Raw genomic sequence first — 21,155 nt, 5'->3', positions numbered from 1 at the left:
GGATAATAAATCACCCACGGTAATGACCTATCTTGTCTACGTGGCCGCCTTCGGCACTGCGGCGACGTTCTTCCTCTGGCTGCGGGACGCCCGGATCTTTTATCGGACCGCCCTCCCCGGCTACAGGCAGGCGGCGTACAGGGGCGTGCTCTACTCGGCCCTCGCCCTCTTCGGCTTCCTTATGGCCCTCACAAACCCGGACCTCGAGTTCCTCGCTCTCGGCGCTGTCCTCCTCGCCCTGTACCTCCAGGGGCGCGTGTCGCGGGAGAAGGTCTGGACGGGCGGGGAGAGCGCCGCCACGCGCTTTTTCGGGAATGTTCCCCGCAGGTAAGATAAGGTCTGAAACGCAAATTTTACGGCAGGAGTCGATCTGATGCTACAGAAACCACGCGGAACCAGGGACTTTCTGCCCGACGAGATGGCGCAGCGGCGCACCGCGGAAGCGACGATGCGCGAGGCCGTCGGGCGGTGGGGTTACGGCGAGGTCTGCACCCCGACCTTCGAGCACCTCGAACTCTTCACCATGCGTTCGGGCGAGAACATCAAGCAGGAGATGTACGTCTTCGAGGACAAGAGCGGGCGGCAGATGACCCTGCGGCCCGAGGTGACGGCCTCGGTCTCGCGGATGTACGTGAACGAGGGGCGATCGATCGCAAAGCCCATCCGCTGGTACTATGTGGCCGACTGTTTCCGGTACGAGAGGCCCCAGAAGGGCCGGTACCGCCAGTTCTGGCAGTTCGGCGTCGAACTGATCGGCGCGGACTCCGCGGCGGCCGACGCCGAGGTGATCATGGTCGCCGACGACCTCCTCCGTTCTGTCGGCCTGGACTACGACCTGAAGGTCGGGTTCCTGGCGCCGATGAAGCACCTCCTCTCCGGCGTGGAACCCTCGCTCCAGAGACAGGTGATGGCGTACCTCGACAAGCGCGACATGGACGGCCTGAAGGGCTGCCTGGAGACCTGCGGGCAGGTCGACCTGGAGGACTCCCTCACCGGCCTCGTCTCCTGCCGGGGCCCCGCGGAGGCCTTCGAGATCTGCGGCGATATCCCGGAGAAGGAACGGGTCGAGGGGATCTTCCGGGTCCTGGACGGCGAGGAGATCGACTACACGGTGAACTTCGGGATCGCCCGTGGCCTGGACTACTACACGGGCATGGTCTTCGAGGGCTTTGCCCACAACCTGGGCGCCGAGAACCAGGTGCTCGGCGGCGGCAACTACCGCCTTGCCCAGCTCTTCGGCGGGGACGACGCCCCGAGTTGCGGGTTTGCGATCGGTTTCGACAGGGTGATGGTCTCCCTCGGCGACTACCCCCTGAAGAAAGATCCGGTCGTCGCCGTCCTCTCCCAGCCCGGCCTCGAAGCGGCGGCCTTCGGGGTCGCCCGGACCCTGCGCGCCGCCGGCATCAGGGCCGAGGTGAACCTGCTCGGCCGCGGCATGGGGGCGCAGCTTGCGCATGCCGCGAAGGCCGCGGACTATGCCTGCATCATCGGGCAACGGGAGGCAGAGGCAGGGACGGTCACCCTCAAGGACCTTCATTCCGGCGAGCAGCGGGAGATGAAGCCTGACGAGGCGATCGTCGAGGTGAAGGGCGTTGGTGCTTGCTGAAGACCTTGCGAAACAGCAGAAGAGCATCAGCGTCGCCGAGTTCTTCGAGAAGAACAAGCACCTCCTCGGCTTCGACTCCCCGACGCGGGGGATCATCACCACCATCAAGGAGGCGGTCGACAACTCCCTGGACGCCTGCGAGGAGGCGGGTGTCCTCCCGGACATCTTCGTCTCCATCAGGAAGGCCTCCTCCGACGCATATCGGGTGGCCGTCGAGGACAACGGCCCGGGCATCGTCCCCGAACAGGTGCCGTATGTCTTCGGCAAACTCCTGTACGGCTCCCGCTTCCACCAGATCCGGCAGAGCCGCGGTCAGCAGGGGATCGGCATCTCCGCCGCGGTCCTCTATGCGCAACTGACCACGGGCACGCCTGCCGTTGTCGTCTCCCGCACCTCCGCGAAGGTGCCTGCCCACCGCTTCTCCCTGATGATCAGGACCGAGACGAACGAGCCCGAGGTGCTCGGCCACGAGGAGGTCGCCTGGGACAGGACGCACGGCACTAGGATCGAACTGGAGTTCACGAGCACTCTTGCGGCGCGAAAGCGCCTCATCGAGTACCTCCGCTCCACCTCGGTCGTGAACCCGCACGCGCGGATCAGCATCGAGATCGACGGCGAGGCGACGACCTTCGAGCGGGTCTCGGCAGAACCGATCGTGCCGCCGCAGGCGATCCAGCCCCACCCGCACGGGATCGAACTCGGCACCCTGAAGAGGATGACGGCCGCGAAGGCCGACGCCACCCTTGACGATTTTCTCGTCGGGAGTTTCTGCCGGGTGGGGAAGAAGACCGCGGAGGAGATCGCGGCGGCCGCTGGCCTCCCTGTCGGGGCGAAGATGGGTGCAATCGCCCCCGACGCCCTGAAGACCCTTCTTGCGGCGATGCAGTCCGTGCATGTGCCGGCGCCGCCGACGAACCAGTGCCTCTCCCCGATCGGGGAGGACCTCATCGTCCAGGGTCTGGAGAAGGAGTTCCAGCCTGACTTCGTGAAGGCCCGGACCCGTCCGGCCTCCGTCTTCTCAGGCCACCCCTTTGTCGTGGAGGCGGCGATCGGCTATGGCGGGAAACTCGACGCCGAGGGGACGGCACAGTTGATGCGCTTTGCAAACCGCGTCCCCCTGCTGTACCAGCAGGGGGCCTGCGCGATCACGGCGCAGGTCGCCGGGGTGAACTGGAAGAACTACGGGCTCTCCCAGTCCGGCCTCCCGACAGGGCCAGTGCTCATCCTCGTCCACGTCGCCTCCACGAACGTCCCCTTCACCTCGGAGAGCAAGGACGCGGTCGCCTCGATCCCGGAGATCGAGAAGGAGGTCACCCTCGCCCTCCAGGACCTGGGGCGGGAGTTGAAGGCGTACCTCGCCCGCCGGGAGAGGAACAAGCAGAAGGATGACCGTGCGCGGGCCGTCTGCGCGGTGATGCCCGCGATCGCCGAGAAGGTGGCCGAGATCACGGAGAGGCCGGTGCCCGACATCTCGGCGATCGAGGGGCGGATCATGAGGAGGCTTGTGGCGCGGAAGCGGTCCTATGACGGCCGGGTGCTCATCGAGGTGCGGAACCACACGGCCGACGACCTCGCCCTGGCTGTCTACGACATCTCGGCGGACGCCGCGGAGGACGCAGAGCCTGCGCCTGCATTTGCAAGCGACCTCGACGGCGAGTACACGCGTGTCTGGAACTGCGCCCTCGCTCCCGGCGAGGGCTGGCATGTCGTCTACACCGGGAAGGGCGGCGGCATGCTGGACGTGCGCGGCGTCGAGGACGGGAAGAAAGTGGTGGTGTACCTGTGACCTCAAAAGAAGAGATGGAGGCCCTCGGCCTTGAAAAGCTGAAGGGTATCGCGGAGCGCTGGTACGACCAACTCTCGGACGGCCGGATCCCCTCGATCGCCCTGCCGACGCGGACCAAACAGAACATCGCGTACGACGAGGAGAGCGAGGTCTGGAAGTACGGCGACAAGGAGAGCATGCGCTCGGCCGCCACCGCGAAGGGGGCGGTCCACCTCCTGAAGATGGCGTACGTGATCGGTTTCCTGAAGCAGCAGCTGGCCGAGAACAGGTCCTCGACCTTAAGAGAGATGTACTACATCTCCGAGGGCTGGAAGCAGGCGAAGTTCGGGGCGCAGGACGAGTCCAACAGGCTTGTCGAGGACCTGGAGATCCTCACCGACGTCCAGCGCGAGGTCTACCACCTCCGCCCCGAGGAGGACGGGGCCTCGATCTTCGGGCCGATCCGGATCCGGGAGAAGACGCGGCGGGGTGCGCGGGAGATCCACTGCCAGGACGATGTCGGAGAGACAGGGTACCAGATCCCGAACAATGTCGACGCCCTCGACTTCCTGGACCATGACGCCAAGTTCGTCATCGCGCTGGAGACGGGCGGTATGTACGCCCGCCTCATCGAGAACGGTTTCGACGACGAGTACGGCGCGGCCCTCGTCCACCTGAAGGGCCAGCCCGCGCGTTCCACCCGGCGGCTCCTCAAGCGGATCAACGAGGAGTTCAAGCTCCCGATCGTCGTCTTCACCGACGGCGACCCCTGGTCGTACCGCATCTACGCCTCGGTGGCGTACGGCTCGATCAAGGCGGCGCACATGTCCGAACTTCTGGCGACGCCGCAGGCGCAGTTCATCGGGGTGCAGCCTTCGGATATTCGCGATTATGATTTGCCGGCCGATCATCTTTCTGAGCAGGACGTGGCGGCGCTGAAGGCGGAGTTGACTGACCCGCGCTTCGCGACGGAGTACTGGCGGGAGCAGATCGGGTTGCAGCTCGAGATGGGGCTGAAGGCCGAGCAGCAGGCGTTTGCAAGCCAGGGGCTCGACTTCGTGACGAAGGAGTATTTGCCGGCGAGGTTGAGTGAGATGGGGGTGCTGTAGGGTTGGCTGAGCAGCGGGCGCTGATCGGGGTGAAGTATGACGACACCTATGCCGTCGAGGAGACCTTCCAGCTCTTCAAGATCCCGTGGGAGTGGTACGACCCGTCGCACACCTATGACGTGGTCATCGCCCGCAGAGGGGAGGTCGACCTGGCCGGTGCCTATCTCGTCGACCTCTCAGAGAAGGACTATTTTGCCGAGATAGCGCGGATCTTGAACGAGGGCCTCCCCCACTGCCACGAACCTGTGGTCGAGGTCCTCATCGATGAACTGCGCCAGATACTGAAGGAGCACACCCTCCTCGTGGAGATCCCGCCAGTGCCCTGGGGCTACTCGTACATCGTCGCACTCACCCATGACGTGGACATCACCTCGGTGCGGGAGAGGCGCTGGGTCTCGGTCGGGTATGCGGTGTACCAGTGTCTGCGGAAGGGCATGGTGAAGGACGCCGTGCGGATCCTCGGTGCGAAGTGCGGGGTCGGGAAGGACCCCTGGAACTGCTTCGAGGAGTGGATGCGCCTTGAGGAGGAACTCGGCGTGCGCTCGACCTGGTTCTTCCTGCCCGAGAAGGGAAAGGCAGGGGAGGGTGCGCCCGCGATCCGGGCGGGGTATTACGACCTCGACCCTGAGTTGATCAGGACACTGATCGACGGCGGCTGGGAGGTCGGGGTGCATGGTCTCGACAACTGGCGGGACGTCGGTGCAGCGCGGGAGGAGTTGCGGCGCGTGACCGACCTCACGGGTAATGAGGCGGGAACGCGCGTCCACTGGCTGCTCTTCGATAGGGACTCCTGGAAGATACTCGACGAGGCCGGGTACTCCTATGACTCGACCTTCGGGTACAACGACGACGTGGGCTTCAGGGCCGGGACAATGCAGCCTTACCGGCCGCGCGGGTGCGAGCGTTTGCTGGAAGTACCTTTAAACATTCAGGATCTGGGTCTTTTTGGGACATTCTGTTGGCTCCCTCATGACGCAGGTTGGGATCGGGTACCCTGTCTGCACCTCTCCGAAGACGAGGCAAAGAAACGGTGTGCTGAGATATTTCAGTATGCTCAACAGTATGGGGGTGTTGTGACACTGCTCTGGCACCATGAAAGTTTATCTCCTCCCCATCGATGGGATGTTTTTTATTATACCCTGATTGAGATAACTCTCAGAGGAAAAGCTTGGGTAGTTCCTGCACATCTGGCATGTGATTGGTACTGCATGAGAAGGAATATCCGTATCTACATCCCTAAAAAAGATGATCATACGATAATTATAGAACTAGCAGGGGATGTGGTAAACACCATTCTCCCTCGTTTGATGATACGGGTGTTTGCAGGCCCAAAAAACATCAAATATCCGTGTTCTGATCACTATATAAATCATGATTATCTTGATATCCCGTGCGAAAAACATTTGATAGAGGCAAACTTTGATGATGCATAATGAAATTGATCACCTAAAGGAACTCCTATCGTATCATGGACGGCATGGCCTGTACCAAAAGTTACCGCCGACATTGCCAAAGGAGATAAGAGATGCGTTTCCTGAAAGATGGGATACACGCCTTGATGAAGAACGATATGACTGGATTACATCCTATCTTGATTGTAAAAACAAGAGTATTCTAGAAATAGGGGCAAATATTGGGTACTTCTGTTCTAGGTTTGCTTATGGTTGTAATAGTTCTGTTTTTGCATATGAACCTGATCCACATTTGTTTGATGTCTTGAGTACTATTATCCGATTGAGTAATCTCGAAGATAGGATATCGGCACACAATACTTCGATCACTTTAGACACTATTGATTCTCTTCCTCAGGTTGATATTATTCTTAACTTAAACGTGATTCAGCATGCTGGTTATGACTATGAAAATGCATCAATATCATCTTTGAGGGATTGGAGGGATTACTCAGTGCATTTCCTTCATAAACTGAGATCCCGGAGTGACTATATGATCTTTCAGATGGGGTATCAATTGTGGGGTTTTGACGGGGACATCTGCAAAGAATCTGATATTATTAATTATACTGTATCTTTGTTGAGAGATTCAGGATGGCATCCAGAGTTCTGTGGGGTACTTAATGACATCCCGTTGAGAAACGAAAGAATAAATTATGGAACCATTAACATAACCAAAAATCGTTTCCCTCCAATAATGCGAAACAGATTACCACTGCGGTATATCTTTGATGTCATTTTATCGAAAATTACCCATAAACCATATGTCTCGTACACATTTGCGCAAAGGCCAATCTTCATCTGCAAGTCTGAATAAAGAGGGTATAGTTATATGGAGAGTGAAAGAGCAGTTCTGTTATTTTTGGAGGCGAATGAGCGAGCTACAATAGCGTGTGTCAGATCTCTCTGTGCAAGAGGGGTGAGTGTTCTTTTATTACGTAAAAGGCGCGCTAATGGCCGAATAAGTCATTTTAATTACTTCGAACACTCGGTGTATAGAAAATATATCCTAGATGGGTTTTGGTATGACGATCCCAAGAATTCTGAACTCTTTATATCTAGTTTGCAGAAGGTATTGTCTTCGTATCCGGGCATTATTATATTCCCATTAGGCGAGGATCATATCCGATGCATCTTAAAATTCCGCGATATGTTAGCAGGTTATGATTATATTCTTCCATGCCCTGAATATGACGCGTACGTTAAAGTCTCTAATAAATACTCATTTCAGAACTTAATCTCAGAATATGGATTAGACGTTCCAAAGATTCTAACAGATCCAAAAATGTCTGATATCCCTTTTGTTTTAAAACCGAAAAGCGCCAAAAATTCTAAAAAGTCGGTCGAATTTCCCGAATTAATTTTATCCGAACGTGATTACTGCAAATTCCTGGCCAAAGGGTATGAGAACGTATTTTTTCAGGAATATATCGATGGTCCCAGTGTTTATTACTGCGCTCTCTATAATCGGGGCAATCGTGTTGCAAACTTTGGTCAGATCAATATCCATCAACAACCATGTGGAAAGTCTGTAATTAAGGCTTGTCCTTTTGATTTTCCCGCTAGTGTTATCCAAAAAACTGATCAGATGATGAAGGATCTCTTTTGGACGGGCGTTATTATGGTTGAATTTAAACTATGTAAAAACAAATATTATGGCATAGAATTAAATCCACGGTTCTGGGGACCTTTGCAGTTATCTTTAGATAACGGGGTTGATTTCCCTTATCTCTTATACTGTATGGCTACAGGATCCCAGACACACGCAAAAGAAAACAGTAAAAACGTCGGATATTATTGGGTGGTGGGATATCTCTATGGAGCTGCGATGATGATATTCTGGGGTGGTAGATTTCAACTCTACAAAACCGAGGATGTTTTAAGTCCAGTCACTTTCAAAGATGTATGGTTACGGAGAGATACTATTGCTCCGTTTTTTAAGGACATCTTTCACCCGATTGAATATTATGTGGGCCGATTTTTGAAACTAATTTAGTTGCTGGGTTCATATGAAGATCTGTATACTGGCCGATGCAAGAACGACCCATATCAAAAGATGGGTGGAGTATTTCTCCGAGAAGCATGAAGTAGATCTGATTACTTTAAGTTACACCGTTCCCGAAAGAACGACTATTGGGGAGGAAGTGTATGAAAAAATGCCAAATGTTCGTCTTCACAAGGTGTCGAAAAAGATCCCAGATATTCTGCTGGCCCCATTTAGAATCAGAAAACTAATCTCGGAGATAAAACCTGATATTGTTCATGCTCATTATGTGACACATTATGGTTTTTGTGGCGCATTTTCTGGCTTCCATCCACTTGTTGTAAGTGCATGGGGTAGTGATGTTTTAATCGATCCTTTTGATTCGATCCTGTATAAGCAGATGGTTTGTTTTGCATTGAAGCACGCTGATATGATAACAAGCGATGGTTATAATTCAAAGTCTGCAATGGTAAAACTGGGAATAAAAGAAGACAAGATCAAAATCATATATCACGGAGTGGACGTTTCGATCTTCTGTCCAGAAAAAAGGGATCGTTCTATCATTTGGGACTTATTTAGTGGGGACTACCCAACTGTTATCAGCGACCGTGGGCTAGAACCAATATATGATGTTGAATCTCTTATCAGGGCAATACCTATAATAAAAACAGAAATCCCGGATGTAAGATTTATTATAGCGAGGGAAGACTACCAGAAAGCATATCTTATGAACTTAGCAAAATCTTTGAATGTTTTTGACTCGATAAAATTTGTTGGACTTATAAAGCATGAGGATCTTCCACTTTATCTTTCTTCGTCTGATATTTATGTCTCTACGTCCCTTTCTGATGGTGGGACTGCCGTGAGTAATATTGAGGGTATGGCTTGTGGTTTACCCCCAGTTGTCACTAACGTCGGAGACAATCACAGGTGGGTAGAGGATGGTGTCAATGGTTTTCTTGTACCCCCTAAAAATCCATATTATCTGGCTGAAAAAATAATATATCTCCTGAAAAACATTTCAGTCCGGAAGAAATTTGGAGATTTGAGCCGTAAAATTGTTGAAGCGAATGCCAATTATTATTCTGAGATGGAAAAAATGAACACAATCTATCATGCCCTCTCTAAGAGGTATAAGATATGAAGTTGCTGATCACCGGCGGCGCCGGTTTTGTGGGTTCTCATCTCTGCGATCGATATGTGAAGAACGGCGACACTGTCATCTGCCTGGATAATTTTATGAACGGCAGTCTGACCAATGTCAGGCATCTCCTCGGATTCCGCAACTTCAAACTGATCAACGGGGACATCAGGGACTATGACCTCCTTGAAAAGATCATGCGCGATGTCGACGCCGTCATCCACCTTGCCGCCCAGATCCATGTGGACCGCTCCATCATCGAACCGCGGCTGACCTACGAAGTGAATGTCCTTGGCACCCAGAATGTCCTTGAGGTCGCCAGGGTCTATGACGTTGACAAGGTCGTTCATGCCTCGACGAGTGAGGTGTACGGCTCGGCGCAATATGCCCCGATGAATGAGGATCACCCGCTCAATGCCCCCCATCCCTATGGCGCAAGCAAGATCGCAGCTGACAGGATGTGCTATGCCTATATCGAGACCTATGGGATGAATGTCTGCATCATGCGGCCCTTCAACCTCTATGGCCCGAGGCAGAAGGATTCCGGGTACGGCGGAGCCCTTTCCATCTTCACCAAGAGAGTGATGAGTGGCCTTCCGCCAGTGATCTACGGGAGTGGTCTGCAGACGCGGGACTACACCTATGTCGACGACATCGTGGAGGCATATGATCTCATCCTGAAGTATCCAAACCCCTTGAGAGAACCTATCAATTTTGGGACCGGTGTCGATGTCTCGATCATTGACCTTGCTCATAAGATCATCGACCTCTGCGGAAAGGATCTCACTCCTGTTCACGTCGAGGAGCGTCCCGGTGAGGTCCAGCGCCTTGTTGCCGATATATCGAAGGCGAGAAAACTCGGTTGGGAACCAAAGTATTCCATCGACGAAGGCCTAGAAAAGTTCATTGAATGGTACAGGAATTACAAGGTTGAAGAATGGGCGAAACCGAGGTGAAAATATGGACGAATTGAATATTCCCTACTGCCTTCCCGAGATCGGTGAGGAGGAGATTGCAGAGGTCGTCGACACCCTGCGGTCAGGCTGGCTCACCATGGGACCAAAGACGATCGCCTTCGAAGAACAGATCGCGGCATATACCGGTGCGAAATATGCGGTGGCGGTGAACTCCTGTACAGCCGCTCTTCACCTCTCCCTCCTTGCCTATGGCATTGGACGTGGAGACGAGGTTATCACCTCCCCGTACACCTTTGCCTCGACAGGGAATGTGATCGTGCACTCCGGTGCGAGGCCTGTCTTTGCCGATATCCAGCGGGACACCTTCAACATCGACCCGGAAAAGATCAATGAGGCGATCACGCCGAAAACGAAGGCGATCATCCCGGTACATTTTGCTGGTCAACCTTGCGACATGAAGGAGATCCAGGAGATCGCAGACGACCACAACCTTGTCGTTATCGAGGACGCGGCCCATGCGATCGGGGCGGAATATCGCGGGAAAAAGATCGGTTCCCTGAGCGATGCCACCTGCTTCAGTTTCTATGCCACGAAGAACATGACCACCGGGGAGGGGGGTGCGGTCACCACCGACGACCAGAAGATCGCCGACAAAATGCGGATCCTCAGGCTCCACGGGATCAGCAAGGACGCCTGGAAGAGGTACTCGGCACAGGGGTCATGGTACTACGAGATCGAGGAGTGCGGCTGGAAGTACAATATGACGGATATCCAGGCTGCACTTGGCATCCACCAGTTGAGGAAGCTGGATGGATTCGTTGCGACACGGCGAAAGTATGCGGAGATGTATTCTGCTGCTCTCCGTGATCTCGAAGGAGTGGTGACGCCGGTTGAAAAAGAGGGTCGGAAGCATGTTTACCATCTCTATCCGGTTCTGGTCAATGAAATGAACCGGGGTGATTTTATCCGGGAGATGGCAGAGATGGGTATTGGGTGCAGTGTTCACTTTATACCCCTTCATCAGCATCCCGCTTATCAAAAATTATTTGAATGCATGAAAGGTGATTGTCCAAATGCTACTTGGCTCTATGAACATGAAGTGTCACTCCCTCTGTATCCTAAAATGAGTTTGATGGATCTTGAATCGGTTATTTCGTGCATAAATAGGGTTATGTATGATTAAATCATTCATTCGCAATTGCATAGTTTTTTTTGCTCGACGATGGGGATTACCTGATCCTTCACTGGTTATTTTTAAATCGGATTATCCAGATGGAAAACTTGTAGGTGAACCTGCTCAGATTGGTGCATTCAGCGTTATTGATTATGGAGGCGGAGTATTTATTGGAAAAAATGTTAAAATTGGTTATGGGGTAATAATCCTGTCAGTTTCAACTATTACTGGAAGTAAAAATAATATTGTATTAAAAAAACCTGTTTACATCGGGGATGACGCTGAAATTGGATCAAATGTTGTGGTGCTTCCTGGAGTCAAAATCGGTAAAAATGCAACTATTGGTGCTGGAGCTGTTGTAACAGAAAATGTTCCTGATGATTCTGTCGCTGTTGGTATGCCCGCACACATTGTAAGGATAAAATCGGATATACTTTAATATTGTATCGTTTTTTCTTGATGATGATAATTTGAAATATTATGAATAATTGATAATACTTGGGAGGTTTCTCATCCCTGATATTTCCATTCGCTGTGTTAATATGAAATATTTGAATATTACTTTGAATGGCCAAGAGATTGTGAAGGTAAGTGATATCTAATGAAGCCAAAATTAAAAATTGCCATTGTGTCTCCTTGGAGTAGATTATTTTATTTAGACAACAAAGGGGGAACTCCGACAATATATAATCTGGTCAAAGGACTTGCCGACGCTGGTCATGAAGTACATATGATCTGTCCGTATGAAAAGGGGCAACGTTCGATAATTCCCGGATTATACATTCATTCATATGTGGCGCCGTTTTTCTCCCTACATATCAAAAATCGTATATTGAATGGTCTCTATGCAAAGTTTAAATTTTTTTCATTGATTCTCTTTGCAACGATAAGGGCCATAAGGGTTTCAAGAAAAATTGATCCCGATGTCGTCTATGGTTATGCGGGTAGCGGCGCAGTAACGGCGTACATTATCTCGAGACTATGGAAAATCCCCAATATAACGAGACTTCTTGGGGTAGTATATTTGTACTCATTTATTGATAATAATTTACAATTATTATTGCGTTTTAATGAGGTTATGCCATTTAAACTCTCGTGTGACGCCTTGATAATTACCAATGATGGGTCTGGGGGGGACAAAGTTGCAAACGCGTTTGGATTTCCAGAAAAAAAGTTAAAATATTGGTTAAATGGTGTGGATGAAATGTACTTGGATAATTTTAATTCTAAATTATTCAAAAACTCAATTGGAATAGATCCTGATACTAAGATTATTCTGGCCATAAGCCGATTAGACAAACTCAAACGTGTTGATAGGTTAATTAGAGTCATTCCTGACGTTGTATCGCAGATAAATAACGTTATGTTTGTGATCGTTGGAGATGGCGATGAGAGGACAAGTCTTGAAAACATGGTTGACAATCTGGGTGTTAGAAATTATGTAACATTCACTGGTACGATCCCCCATGACCAGGTGAAGTATTATCTTAACAGTGCTGATATTTTTGTTTCTCTTTATGATATCTCCAATGTTGGTAACCCCCTTCTGGAAGCGATGATGTGCGGAAGATGCATTGTTACATTAAATACTGCTGCAACAGGAGACATTATTGAAAATAATAAAAATGGGCTCATATTGGATATAACTTCGTTGCATATGTTGCCCCGAATTATGCTTGAATTATTAGAGGATGAAGATCTCCGCATCCGTCTTGGAAAAAATGCGCGTATGTATGCTTTGGAACATTTTGAAACGTGGGATCAGAGGATCCAAAAAGAAGTGAATTTTATTGAAGAACTCACCTTGTTGCCATAGATGGATATGATTTTTATAATTTAGCCCACCTTTCGTAACGGAATGCACCTCCTCATCAAGACGATGTCTTCAACCTCATGGGCATTTTGGAGCGCCATTATACGTCGATTATGATAACTCTCTCATTAACATGAATAATAAGATATTTTCTTTGAGAAGAAGAATTCATGTACAGTAACTTCATTTCCATGAAAAATACATAATCTTTGAGGCCCCCCCATGTGCGGCATAGCAGGTATCTATTCAATCACATGCGAGGCCGATCCGGCCCTCCTCAAGGTCATGTCCTCCCGTCTCGCCCACCGCGGCCCTGACGGGGAGGGCACCTACCTCCAGGGACCGGTCGGTCTCGCCCACCGCCGCCTCTCCATCATCGATCTCTCGGATCTGGCCGCCCAGCCCATGGCCAATGAGGACGAAACCCTCTGGCTCGTCTTCAACGGAGAGATATATAACTACCGTGAACTCAGGGAGGACCTTCTCCGCGCCGGCCATACCTTCCGCTCGCAGACAGACAGCGAGGTGATCCTCCATGCCTATGAGGAGTGGGGGTCGGCATGCGTTGAAAGGTTCAATGGCATGTGGGCCTTCGCCCTCTATGACCTGAAGGAAGATGCCCTCTTCTGTTCCCGGGACAGGTTCGGGATCAAGCCCTTCTATTACACGGTCGCCGACGGCACTTTCCTCTTCGCCTCAGAGATCAAGGCCTTGCTCGCCCACCCTGAGGTTGGAAAAAAGCCCAATGAAAAACGCCTGATGGACTATCTTGCATGGGGCGTGCTCGACCACACACCTGAAACGATGTTTGAGGGGATCTTCCAGCTCCCTCCCGCCCACTCGATGGTCGTCAGGAAAGGTGTGCCTGAAGGGCCGACCCCGTACTGGGATCTTAAGATCTCCGACGCTCTGACCGGTGCTGATGACCGGGCTGCCGCCGACCGTCTCCGCGCCCTCCTCCTCGATGCCGTCCGCCTCCGCCTCAGGAGCGACGTGCCGGTCGGCACCTGCCTCTCGGGCGGCATCGACTCATCGACCCTCACCGCCCTGATCAATGACCTGATCGGGCAGGAAGCCCCTGAGAGTGTCGGCGGGAGGCAGAAGACCTTTTCGGCCTGCTATCTGGACGGAAGATTCGACGAAAGCCGGTACATCGACGAGGTCGTCAGGGCGACCGGGGTCGACGCACACCGCACCTCCCCTGACCCTGAGGAGTTGAAACGCGATCTGGAGCGCCTCGTCTATCTCCAGGACGAACCCTTTGGTTCCCTCTCCATCTATGCCCAGTACCGCGTGATGGCCCTTGCCGGGGAGCATGTCACGGTCGTCCTGGACGGACAGGGGGCTGACGAGCAGCTCGGAGGCTACCTCGGCTACATCGTTCCCTACCTCAGGAGCCTGAAAGCCCATCCTCTCGCGCTCCTCCGGGAGGGAGTGTGCGGCGGCCTTCGCCACCGCGGCTTCTTCCTGGATGCAAGGAAGCAGATCGCCGCGCGTTCCGAGCGCCGGTCTCTCCTCCTCGGTGAACTCCCCGCGATCGACCGCTATGGCGGAACTCTCCCTGAAGTGCTTTACCGGGAGATCGGGTTTACGAACCTCCCCTCCCTTCTCCACTACGAGGACAGGAACTCGATGGCCTTCGGGGTCGAGTCGCGGGTCCCCTTCCTTGACTATCGGGTCGCGGAGTACCTCGCCTCCCTGCCCCTGGACCAGAAGATCAGGAATGGCGTGACAAAGCATGTCCTGAGGCAGGCGATCCAGGGTCTGGTGCCGGAGAACATCAGGTGTCGGATGGACAAGATGGGATTTGTGACGCCCGAAGAGGTATGGATGAAGGAGGATCTTAGCCCCCTCATCAAGGAGATTTTCTCCTCTGAACGGTTCCGGGCCCGGCCGTACTGGGACGCGGACCAGGTGTGTCAAAGTTACCTCGCATATGTGGAAGGGCAGGCAGCATACTCTCCTGAGATCTGGCGGGTCGTCTGTGCAGAACTCTGGTTGCAGATCTTTTTTGATGAGAGAGATGACCCCCGGCACCAGACCTTGTGATTAAAACATTCCACCGTCACCAACCGGACCGTTTGAATAGAGGATACAGTTTAATGATGCTCCTCTCCTATCATATTCTGTGTTCGCGGCCCGCAGTTTCGCCCGTCTTATGGGTATTGACCCCATCAGACGTCAGAGCCTGATCAGCTTCACCTCTACCATCCTCCTGACCGTCATCGGCTTTGTCGCCACCATGTACTTCGCCCATGCCCTTGGTAAAGCAGCCTACGGTGCTTATTCTATCTTTATTGCATTTTATGGGATATTCACTCTTCTCGGGGATGGGGGGTTTGGCGGTGCGGCAGTCAAAAGGATCTCGGAAGGAACCGAACCGGAAGGCTACTTTTCAGCATTTGTCTTCATGCGGGTTCTACTTCTTGCAGTTTCGATCGCCGTTGTGTTTGCGGTGCTCCCCCTCCTCGATGACTTCAGAGCGTCGGGTATGGTATCCTGGCTGCTGCTCGCTCTCGTAATCGGTGTATTCCAGGGGATCGCCGCAAACGGCGTCTACGGCACCGGCATGGTCGGCGTGAGCCAGACCAGCAGCCTTGTCAACAATGTCACCCGTGTTCTATTCCAGATCCTGGCCGTCTTCCTCGGCTTCGGTGCCGCAGGACTTGCCGGAGGATTTGTCGCCGGGATCTTTGCCGGCGGTCTGACCTGTCTCCTCTTCCTTAAACTCCATCTCACCCGCTTCACCATCGGGCATATCAAAAACCTTGTTTCCTTCTCTTTCTGGATCTTCCTCGCCTCCAGCGGTGCCACCGTCTTCTCGTACGCCGACACCATCCTCGTTGGCTACTTCATGACTAAAGCAGACGTCGGGGTCTATCGGATCGCCTTCCAGTTCACCGCCGCCGCCACCTTCACCACGATGGCGCTGCATACAACCTTGTACCCAAAGATCAGCCGCTGGCACGCCGACGGTGCCCTCGACCGCGTCACCCTCTCCCTCGCGCGCGCCTTCACCTACTCCCTCCTCCTCGCGATACCGGTCGCGGTCGGGGGCTGGGTCCTCGGCGACCGCCTCCTGTACTTCTTCTATGGTGCGGGCTTTGCCGAGGGCACGACGGCCCTCGCAATCCTCCTCCTCGTGCAGGTGGTCAATGTCTTCATGTACCTCCAGACGATGTGTCTCAATGCCCTCGATCGCCCCAGGGAGTCTTTCTATGCCACCGGTACGGCGGCTGTCGTGAACATCGTCCTCGATCTTGCCCTGATCCCCCTCTTCGGGATCGAGGGGGCGGCGATTGCCACCCTCGTAACGATGCTCGTCAATGCCGGGATCGCCAGATATTATCTTTCGAAACAAATCCCGGTAAAACTCGAACGCGGCCCTGTCCTTCACATCCTCCTCGCCGCGGGAGCGATGGCCCTCGTCGTCCTCGCATACCGCTTTGCTATTCCCCTCACAAATGTCTTCATCGTCCTTGCCGCCGTCGCCCTCGGCGGCCTCGTCTATGGCCTCGTCCTCCTGAAGGCAGACCACGGCCTCCACGACGAGATCCGGGACCTTGTCGTGCAGCTCGGCGCGCCCTGGCCGCGGTGGTTGTGATCTGCCGGAGGAGAGATGCAAAAAATCTTTCGGCAGTTTACTCTTTTCCCGGGATCTTTATTTACCCGATAATTTTCTGATCCTCTGTGAACTGCTTTCTCAATCAAACTTTGATTTGATATGGCCCTGGAGATCCGCATGAATCGACACCGTTTTGTTCTTGGGAAGTTCAGCAGAGTATGACCGGAATCGTTAATATTCCAGCAACAGAATGGAATGCATGGCCGGAACAGTCGACACCATTCCTGGAACCTGGGAGATGCAACGGATCCTTGAGGTTCTCAGGCAGGCAAAGCCCGATCTCCTGAGGAAATATGGGGTCAGGGAGATCGGTGTCTTTGGATCCTATTCCCGAAATGAACAGGTCGAAGGGAGCGATGTGGATATCCTGGTCGATCTTGCACATCCTATCGGGTGGGATGTCGTGGACCTGCGGGATGACCTGGAACATCTTCTTGGTCTCAGGGTCGACCTCGTCCTGAAAGGCGGGATCAACCGGCGCAAAAATCTGAAGAGATCCATTTCCCGGGACCTCGTCTATGTCTGAGCGTGAAATCACCTTCTTTCTCGACGATATTCTGGAAGGCATCGGTGCCATTGAAGAATATATCCACGGTCTCTCTGAAGAGGAGTTCGCCACTGATCGAAAGACCTTTGATGCGGTGATCCGGAATCTCGAGGTGATCGGTGAGGCCTGCGGCAATATACCTGACGCTCTCCGGGAGCAGTATGCCCAGATTCCCTGGCGAAAAATTGTCGGCCTCAGGAATGTTGTCATTCACCATTACTTCGGTGTTGACCCTGCGACGGTCTGGTTCATCATCACCAGGCAACTCCCTGAACTGAGAGATCAGATTGAGACGATGCGGCGCACTCTGAAGCCTCCAGAGAACGAGTGATATTTCGAGGTTACTGATGCCTCTCTGAATTCCTGTCATCGAGCATATCCCAAAACTCTTGTTCACTCCCCCACCTCTGCATGTGGGGCACGGGAGAAAATTTCAGGATTGGATCGATGTCTCCCCGAATTCCATAAAGAACAGTGCGAAACCACCGCCTTCCCCCAACTCTCTGTCGGGGGACTGCCGCCGAAAATCAAAGATTTTCTTGAACTCGCTATCACTCGTTGTCCCCGGACAGCGAAGACTTCGTCTCATGGCACATCATAGATGTGCCTGCTCAGGAGATCTCCGGTCTCCTGTGTCTCGAACTCGCTGGCGCTTGTTCCTCCGAAAGAGGATAGGGTCGGGGAAGAGAGAACAGAGGTCTGCGGAGGGAGATTGCCATCCACCCCCTATCGTAATGGTGGGGGGACCGGGGGGTGAAACCCCCCGGAACAGACATGAGATCAGGATTTTTTTTAGAATCAAATACCGATCATTCCATCGACAGGAGAGGGTATGATCAGTTTTGGGATGATCTCATCAGAATGACTCCAGAATGACTCTTCGCCCAGCCCCTCAACCTCCTATCGCAACCCTCTTGCCCTCCTCCTCCCTACCCTATCCTCAGCATGAAGATCCTCACCGTTGTCGGGGCCCGCCCCCAGTTCATCAAGTGTGCGCCCGTCTCCAGGGAACTGCGGAAAGAGCACGAGGAGGTCCTCGTCCACACCGGCCAGCACTATGACCGGGAGATGTCAGACCTCTTCTTCGAGGAACTCGGGATCCCGCACCCTGACCACAACCTGGGCATCGGTTCGGGCACCCACGGCCACCAGACCGGGGCGATGCTCGCCGCGATCGAGGATCTGATCCTGCAGGAGACGCGGCGTCGGCGATCGCGAGGGTCATCGGGCAGATGGGAGTATGAAAGACAGTTCCCGCCGACCACCAGTAGTTTTTTGATGACCTGCGGGGTAGATACGACTATCAGGATGGCGTGAAATGACCCGATTAGATCAATCTCCCGGTTCGTGTTGAAAAAGATGAAGATGGCTTCTATGTGGTGGAGTGCCCTCTTCTTCCGGGGTTTTATACGCAGGGGGAGACACTGGATGAAGCGCTGAAGAACATCCATGAGGTCATCGATCTCCGTCTTGAAGAGCAGACCGAAGAAGATATCAGGCATTTGAAATCCATCCGGGATCTCAGTTACCATGTCGTTTCGGTAGAGATATGACCGGATTGCCTGTTCTTTCAGGAGATGCCGCGATACGATCTTTTGAAAAACCTGGATATCAGGTTGTGAGACAGAACGGTAGCCATGTCCGTATGGTCCGCCCTGATCAGAGCAAGAAACCATTAACAATCCCCCGGCATGATGTTCTTGGAAAAGGGTTCTTTGAAAGCTTCTGAGAGATGCTGATATCAGTCCTGAAGAGTTCTCCGCCCTGCTGCAATAACAGGGCGTCATAGTTCGTAGCGTCCCTGCCGTTCCTCTCCTCCCTGGGAGGCATCCATATGGGCACCTCGCCGAAATTATGATAATTTCCATAATGATTATAAAAATAATCACTACGTGATTCTCTCAGGATACTGCTGGTGAAAGGACTCTCCGGCCCGGTGACGCCGGGGCTTGTAGCACGGACTCTCCCGGGGAAAGAAAAACTGAGGGAGGAGGGGTTCTGTGTCCGGGATCTTGCCGACCTCGGGGTTGTGCGGTGACGGGATGACCGCAGGGCCGAAACTATATGAGCACAGGGTTCCCATTCTCGTAGAAGAAGGGGGTGAAGAGAGGATGGAAACAGCAACGAAGGCATGGTCGCATGTGGTCGGACCGCTTGCAGAGCACCCTGCAGTCCTTGCCGTCGTTCTCTTCGGCTCGACGGCAACAGGAACGCGGAGACCGTTCTCCGATGTCGATCTCTGCATCATCGCGTCCCGACCCCTTGAGAGAGAGGAAAAAGAGGACCTCTTCAGCAACAGTGCTCCGGGATACGATCTGTCCTTCTTCCAGGACCTGCCACTCTACATTCAGTACCGTGTGTTCAGGGACGGGAAGGTGCTCTTCTGTCGTGACGAGACGCAATTGCAGAGACTGAGGGGAAAGACTGTCAGTGGGTATCTGGACTTTTCCCGGATTCTCAGGCGCTGTTGCGACCGGGTGCTGGGGGAGTGCGATGTACGACCGTGAGCGGATCGCTCTTATCCTTGCGGATATTGAAATATATTGCACCGACCTGAAAGAGTTTCAGATAGGTTCGGCCGAGGATCTCCGCGACAAAAAGACCTATTATGCCGTCTCTATGGTCCTCTTCTCCCTGCTCAACCGGGTGATCGATCTTGGCAGCGAGATGGCGATGGGAGCCAACCTCGGGACGCCGGCAACCTACCGGGACATCTTCAGGATGCTGGAAAAAGGGGGTATTATCGATGGAGGGATGAACCGCTCTCTCTCATCGCTGGTATATTACCGGAACCTGCTCTCTCACGAATACCATACCTTCGATGAGAGCGTACCATACCTTCGATGAGAGCGACCTTATGGAGATCCTCGCCCGCCTGCCGCAGGTTTCGGATTTCGTTCTGCAGGTGAAGGAAGCGCTGCGGTGATCACCGCTCCACCGCTTTGATATGCCTGTCCGTCTCCTTCATCAGGCCCTCTTTCCCCTCGATCCTGGCCACCTCCTTGACCACTTCGAGGGTGTGGACCATCTCTTCGAGGAACGAGAGTATATCGGCAGGGAAGACATCGATGCCATATTCGTCCAGGATCGCATCCGCGATCTGGCGGTGGTCGAGGCCGGTCTCCCTGTATTCGAGGATCGTCTTTGCAAACTTCTTCTCAGGACACCCGCAGTTCGGGTTGTCCCTGCACGTGCAGGCGAGAAAATCCCGGTGGATATTGAGGAGTTGCTCCCGCACGCGGGTATCGAGGGCGCGGTTGCCCATCGCCGGGGCGACCGCTTCCAGAAATGCAGTGTTGAAGACCCGGTCGGGGAGGCGGACTCCCGTAACCCGTTCGATCTTCCTGCTTGCGCGGAACCGGGCCTTGTCTGCGATCACGTCCCTTCACCGGGCTCTTCGTCGAACTTCTTCAGGGACTGCACGGCCTCCGACATCGTCTCGATCTCGGTGAGCCACTCGTCGAAGACGGTCGGGTCCCCCTTGCTCTTGAGGTAGGTGGCGCTCCACTTGCCTCCGTTGATGATCTGTGCGCCGAGTTTTGCCGCCATGTCCAGGGCGACCTCGGGTTCGTCGTCGGCCGCCTTTCTCCCGTCCTTGACGAGCGCCTTCGGGTCGGCCTCATAGTCGCCCTCAAGGAATGTCCTGCAGGATGCAAAGAGCGCAAGCAGAGAGATCTGTACGTCTCCGATGATATCGACGAGGGGTTCGTCTTCAGGGAGGCCGGCCATCACGATATTCTCGACGCCCTCGAGTTTTTCGAGCGCATCTTCCTTGCTGAACCGCTCGTTCTGGTAGAGTTTCACGATCTTCAGGACCGAGATGGTGATGTCCTCGACAAAACTCTGGAGGGTCTGGAGGCCCTGCGGCATCTCCTCCTCGTCGTCGCCGCCCTCGAAGTCCGCCTCCCTGAGAGTGGACACCCAGTTATTCCAGCGTTCTTCGCTGTAGAAAATATAGAATAACTTCATCGGCTCCTGTTCTTTTGCGCTCTTCTTTGCCATTCCTATAGAGATAGAATACCT

The 21,155-nt window shown here is 53.5% G+C and carries 23 protein-coding genes and 1 pseudogene; 22 read left to right on the top strand and 2 right to left on the bottom strand.

The features are described from left to right. Positions 1-22 precede the first annotated feature (22 nt). From MEFOE_RS11520 to hepT, 22 genes and pseudogenes are all read left to right on the top strand, one after another. Positions 23-331 (top strand): ABC transporter permease, encoded by a 309-nt coding sequence (locus tag MEFOE_RS11520; RefSeq protein ID WP_067052242.1) that lies wholly within the window; start codon positions 23-25, stop codon positions 329-331. A 42-nt stretch (positions 332-373) separates the two neighbouring features. Beyond that, positions 374-1,606, top strand: coding sequence for a histidine--tRNA ligase (gene hisS, locus MEFOE_RS11515; protein WP_067052240.1), 1,233 nt, complete (start codon positions 374-376; stop codon positions 1,604-1,606). Continuing rightward, entirely contained in the window at positions 1,593-3,392 is a 1,800-nt protein-coding gene (locus MEFOE_RS11510; RefSeq protein ID WP_067052238.1) for a DNA topoisomerase VI subunit B, read from the top strand. The genes hisS and MEFOE_RS11510 overlap by 14 nt, the downstream gene beginning before the upstream one ends. A gap of 14 nt (positions 3,393-3,406) precedes the next feature. After that, positions 3,407-4,480 carry a DNA topoisomerase IV subunit A gene (locus MEFOE_RS11505; RefSeq protein ID WP_067052236.1) on the top strand — a complete coding sequence of 358 codons (1,074 nt, stop codon included), beginning with the start codon at positions 3,407-3,409 and terminating at the stop codon, positions 4,478-4,480. Between the two features lie 2 nt (positions 4,481-4,482). Then, positions 4,483-5,913 (top strand): polysaccharide deacetylase family protein, encoded by a 1,431-nt coding sequence (locus MEFOE_RS11500; protein ID WP_067052233.1) that lies wholly within the window; start codon positions 4,483-4,485, stop codon positions 5,911-5,913. Then, the gene (locus MEFOE_RS13825) at positions 5,903-6,748 is read left to right on the top strand and encodes a methyltransferase domain-containing protein (RefSeq protein ID WP_153015962.1); all 846 of its coding nucleotides are present in this window, start codon (positions 5,903-5,905) and stop codon (positions 6,746-6,748) included. The genes MEFOE_RS11500 and MEFOE_RS13825 overlap by 11 nt, the downstream gene beginning before the upstream one ends. Before the next feature lie 333 nt (positions 6,749-7,081). Beyond that, positions 7,082-7,927, top strand: coding sequence for a hypothetical protein (locus MEFOE_RS13820; RefSeq protein ID WP_153015961.1), 846 nt, complete (start codon positions 7,082-7,084; stop codon positions 7,925-7,927). A 13-nt stretch (positions 7,928-7,940) separates the two neighbouring features. Further along, complete coding sequence (locus tag MEFOE_RS11490) at positions 7,941-9,059, top strand: glycosyltransferase (protein WP_067052229.1); 1,119 nt, start codon at positions 7,941-7,943, stop codon at positions 9,057-9,059. Next, complete coding sequence (locus MEFOE_RS11485) at positions 9,056-10,012, top strand: dTDP-glucose 4,6-dehydratase (RefSeq protein WP_067052227.1); 957 nt, start codon at positions 9,056-9,058, stop codon at positions 10,010-10,012. Before MEFOE_RS11490 ends, MEFOE_RS11485 begins: the two co-directional genes overlap by 4 nt. Before the next feature lie 4 nt (positions 10,013-10,016). Beyond that, positions 10,017-11,156 (top strand): UDP-4-amino-4,6-dideoxy-N-acetyl-beta-L-altrosamine transaminase, encoded by a 1,140-nt coding sequence (pseC, locus tag MEFOE_RS11480; protein WP_067052225.1) that lies wholly within the window; start codon positions 10,017-10,019, stop codon positions 11,154-11,156. Next, positions 11,149-11,586, top strand: coding sequence for an acyltransferase (locus MEFOE_RS13475; RefSeq protein WP_083523455.1), 438 nt, complete (start codon positions 11,149-11,151; stop codon positions 11,584-11,586). Before pseC ends, MEFOE_RS13475 begins: the two co-directional genes overlap by 8 nt. Positions 11,587-11,748: 162 nt before the next feature. Further along, on the top strand, positions 11,749-12,963 hold the full coding sequence (locus tag MEFOE_RS13470; RefSeq protein WP_083523454.1) for a glycosyltransferase family 4 protein: 1,215 nt from the start codon (positions 11,749-11,751) through the stop codon (positions 12,961-12,963). A 219-nt stretch (positions 12,964-13,182) separates the two neighbouring features. Next, positions 13,183-15,009 carry an asparagine synthase (glutamine-hydrolyzing) gene (asnB, locus tag MEFOE_RS11470; protein WP_067052221.1) on the top strand — a complete coding sequence of 609 codons (1,827 nt, stop codon included), beginning with the start codon at positions 13,183-13,185 and terminating at the stop codon, positions 15,007-15,009. 109 nt (positions 15,010-15,118) lie between these two features. Then, positions 15,119-16,564, top strand: coding sequence for a flippase (locus MEFOE_RS11465; RefSeq protein ID WP_067052219.1), 1,446 nt, complete (start codon positions 15,119-15,121; stop codon positions 16,562-16,564). Positions 16,565-16,784: 220 nt separating this feature from the next. Next, on the top strand, positions 16,785-17,111 hold the full coding sequence (locus tag MEFOE_RS11460) for a nucleotidyltransferase family protein (protein ID WP_235809619.1): 327 nt from the start codon (positions 16,785-16,787) through the stop codon (positions 17,109-17,111). Beyond that, entirely contained in the window at positions 17,104-17,463 is a 360-nt protein-coding gene (locus MEFOE_RS11455; RefSeq protein WP_067052217.1) for a HepT-like ribonuclease domain-containing protein, read from the top strand. The genes MEFOE_RS11460 and MEFOE_RS11455 overlap by 8 nt, the downstream gene beginning before the upstream one ends. 614 nt (positions 17,464-18,077) lie before the next feature. After that, positions 18,078-18,329, top strand: a pseudogene (locus tag MEFOE_RS11450) (UDP-N-acetylglucosamine 2-epimerase); the annotation flags it as partial. Between the two features lie 134 nt (positions 18,330-18,463). Beyond that, positions 18,464-18,685, top strand: a complete 222-nt coding sequence (locus tag MEFOE_RS11445; protein WP_067052214.1) for a type II toxin-antitoxin system HicB family antitoxin — start codon at positions 18,464-18,466, stop codon at positions 18,683-18,685. Beyond that, on the top strand, positions 18,682-18,861 hold the full coding sequence (locus tag MEFOE_RS13465) for a type II toxin-antitoxin system HicA family toxin (RefSeq protein WP_201785194.1): 180 nt from the start codon (positions 18,682-18,684) through the stop codon (positions 18,859-18,861). Before MEFOE_RS11445 ends, MEFOE_RS13465 begins: the two co-directional genes overlap by 4 nt. Before the next feature lie 186 nt (positions 18,862-19,047). Next, positions 19,048-19,170, top strand: a complete 123-nt coding sequence (locus tag MEFOE_RS14645; protein ID WP_268872624.1) for a hypothetical protein — start codon at positions 19,048-19,050, stop codon at positions 19,168-19,170. Between the two features lie 73 nt (positions 19,171-19,243). Then, positions 19,244-19,639, top strand: a complete 396-nt coding sequence (gene mntA, locus MEFOE_RS11440; protein WP_160329545.1) for a type VII toxin-antitoxin system MntA family adenylyltransferase antitoxin — start codon at positions 19,244-19,246, stop codon at positions 19,637-19,639. Then, positions 19,626-19,979: a type VII toxin-antitoxin system HepT family RNase toxin gene (gene hepT / locus MEFOE_RS11435; RefSeq protein ID WP_067052210.1), complete on the top strand. Its 354-nt coding sequence runs from the start codon at positions 19,626-19,628 to the stop codon at positions 19,977-19,979. Before mntA ends, hepT begins: the two co-directional genes overlap by 14 nt. Positions 19,980-20,058: 79 nt before the next feature. Here the strand turns inward: hepT and MEFOE_RS11430 are convergent, their stop codons facing one another. Continuing rightward, positions 20,059-20,511 (bottom strand): DUF5814 domain-containing protein, encoded by a 453-nt coding sequence (locus tag MEFOE_RS11430; protein ID WP_067052208.1) that lies wholly within the window; start codon positions 20,509-20,511, stop codon positions 20,059-20,061. Beyond that, positions 20,508-21,134: a DUF2150 family protein gene (locus MEFOE_RS11425; protein ID WP_067052206.1), complete on the bottom strand. Its 627-nt coding sequence runs from the start codon at positions 21,132-21,134 to the stop codon at positions 20,508-20,510. Before MEFOE_RS11425 ends, MEFOE_RS11430 begins: the two co-directional genes overlap by 4 nt. Positions 21,135-21,155 lie beyond the last annotated feature (21 nt).

The sequence above is a fragment of the Methanofollis ethanolicus genome (assembly GCF_001571385.1).
GTDB classification, from domain to species: Archaea; Halobacteriota; Methanomicrobia; order Methanomicrobiales; family Methanofollaceae; genus Methanofollis; species Methanofollis ethanolicus.
This window is presented reverse-complemented; position numbering and strand designations above follow the sequence as displayed.

What these genes read in the sequence shown, in the direction of transcription:
- MEFOE_RS11520 (WP_067052242.1), top strand. Translation starts at nt 23, where the DNA reads ATGACCTATCTTGTCTACGTGGCCGCCTTCGGCACTGCGGCGACGTTC.
- hisS (WP_067052240.1), top strand. Translation starts at nt 374, where the DNA reads ATGCTACAGAAACCACGCGGAACCAGGGACTTTCTGCCCGACGAGATG.
- MEFOE_RS11505 (WP_067052236.1), top strand. Translation starts at nt 3,407, where the DNA reads ATGGAGGCCCTCGGCCTTGAAAAGCTGAAGGGTATCGCGGAGCGCTGG.
- MEFOE_RS13825 (WP_153015962.1), top strand. Translation starts at nt 5,903, where the DNA reads ATGATGCATAATGAAATTGATCACCTAAAGGAACTCCTATCGTATCAT.
- MEFOE_RS13820 (WP_153015961.1), top strand. Translation starts at nt 7,082, where the DNA reads ATGTTAGCAGGTTATGATTATATTCTTCCATGCCCTGAATATGACGCG.
- MEFOE_RS11490 (WP_067052229.1), top strand. Translation starts at nt 7,941, where the DNA reads ATGAAGATCTGTATACTGGCCGATGCAAGAACGACCCATATCAAAAGA.
- MEFOE_RS11485 (WP_067052227.1), top strand. Translation starts at nt 9,056, where the DNA reads ATGAAGTTGCTGATCACCGGCGGCGCCGGTTTTGTGGGTTCTCATCTC.
- pseC (WP_067052225.1), top strand. Translation starts at nt 10,017, where the DNA reads ATGGACGAATTGAATATTCCCTACTGCCTTCCCGAGATCGGTGAGGAG.
- MEFOE_RS13475 (WP_083523455.1), top strand. Translation starts at nt 11,149, where the DNA reads ATGATTAAATCATTCATTCGCAATTGCATAGTTTTTTTTGCTCGACGA.
- MEFOE_RS13470 (WP_083523454.1), top strand. Translation starts at nt 11,749, where the DNA reads ATGAAGCCAAAATTAAAAATTGCCATTGTGTCTCCTTGGAGTAGATTA.
- asnB (WP_067052221.1), top strand. Translation starts at nt 13,183, where the DNA reads ATGTGCGGCATAGCAGGTATCTATTCAATCACATGCGAGGCCGATCCG.
- MEFOE_RS11465 (WP_067052219.1), top strand. Translation starts at nt 15,119, where the DNA reads ATGGGTATTGACCCCATCAGACGTCAGAGCCTGATCAGCTTCACCTCT.
- MEFOE_RS11460 (WP_235809619.1), top strand. Translation starts at nt 16,785, where the DNA reads ATGGCCGGAACAGTCGACACCATTCCTGGAACCTGGGAGATGCAACGG.
- MEFOE_RS11455 (WP_067052217.1), top strand. Translation starts at nt 17,104, where the DNA reads ATGTCTGAGCGTGAAATCACCTTCTTTCTCGACGATATTCTGGAAGGC.
- MEFOE_RS13465 (WP_201785194.1), top strand. Translation starts at nt 18,682, where the DNA reads ATGACCGGATTGCCTGTTCTTTCAGGAGATGCCGCGATACGATCTTTT.
- mntA (WP_160329545.1), top strand. Translation starts at nt 19,244, where the DNA reads ATGGAAACAGCAACGAAGGCATGGTCGCATGTGGTCGGACCGCTTGCA.
- hepT (WP_067052210.1), top strand. Translation starts at nt 19,626, where the DNA reads ATGTACGACCGTGAGCGGATCGCTCTTATCCTTGCGGATATTGAAATA.
- MEFOE_RS11425 (WP_067052206.1), bottom strand. Translation starts at nt 21,134, where the DNA reads ATGGCAAAGAAGAGCGCAAAAGAACAGGAGCCGATGAAGTTATTCTAT.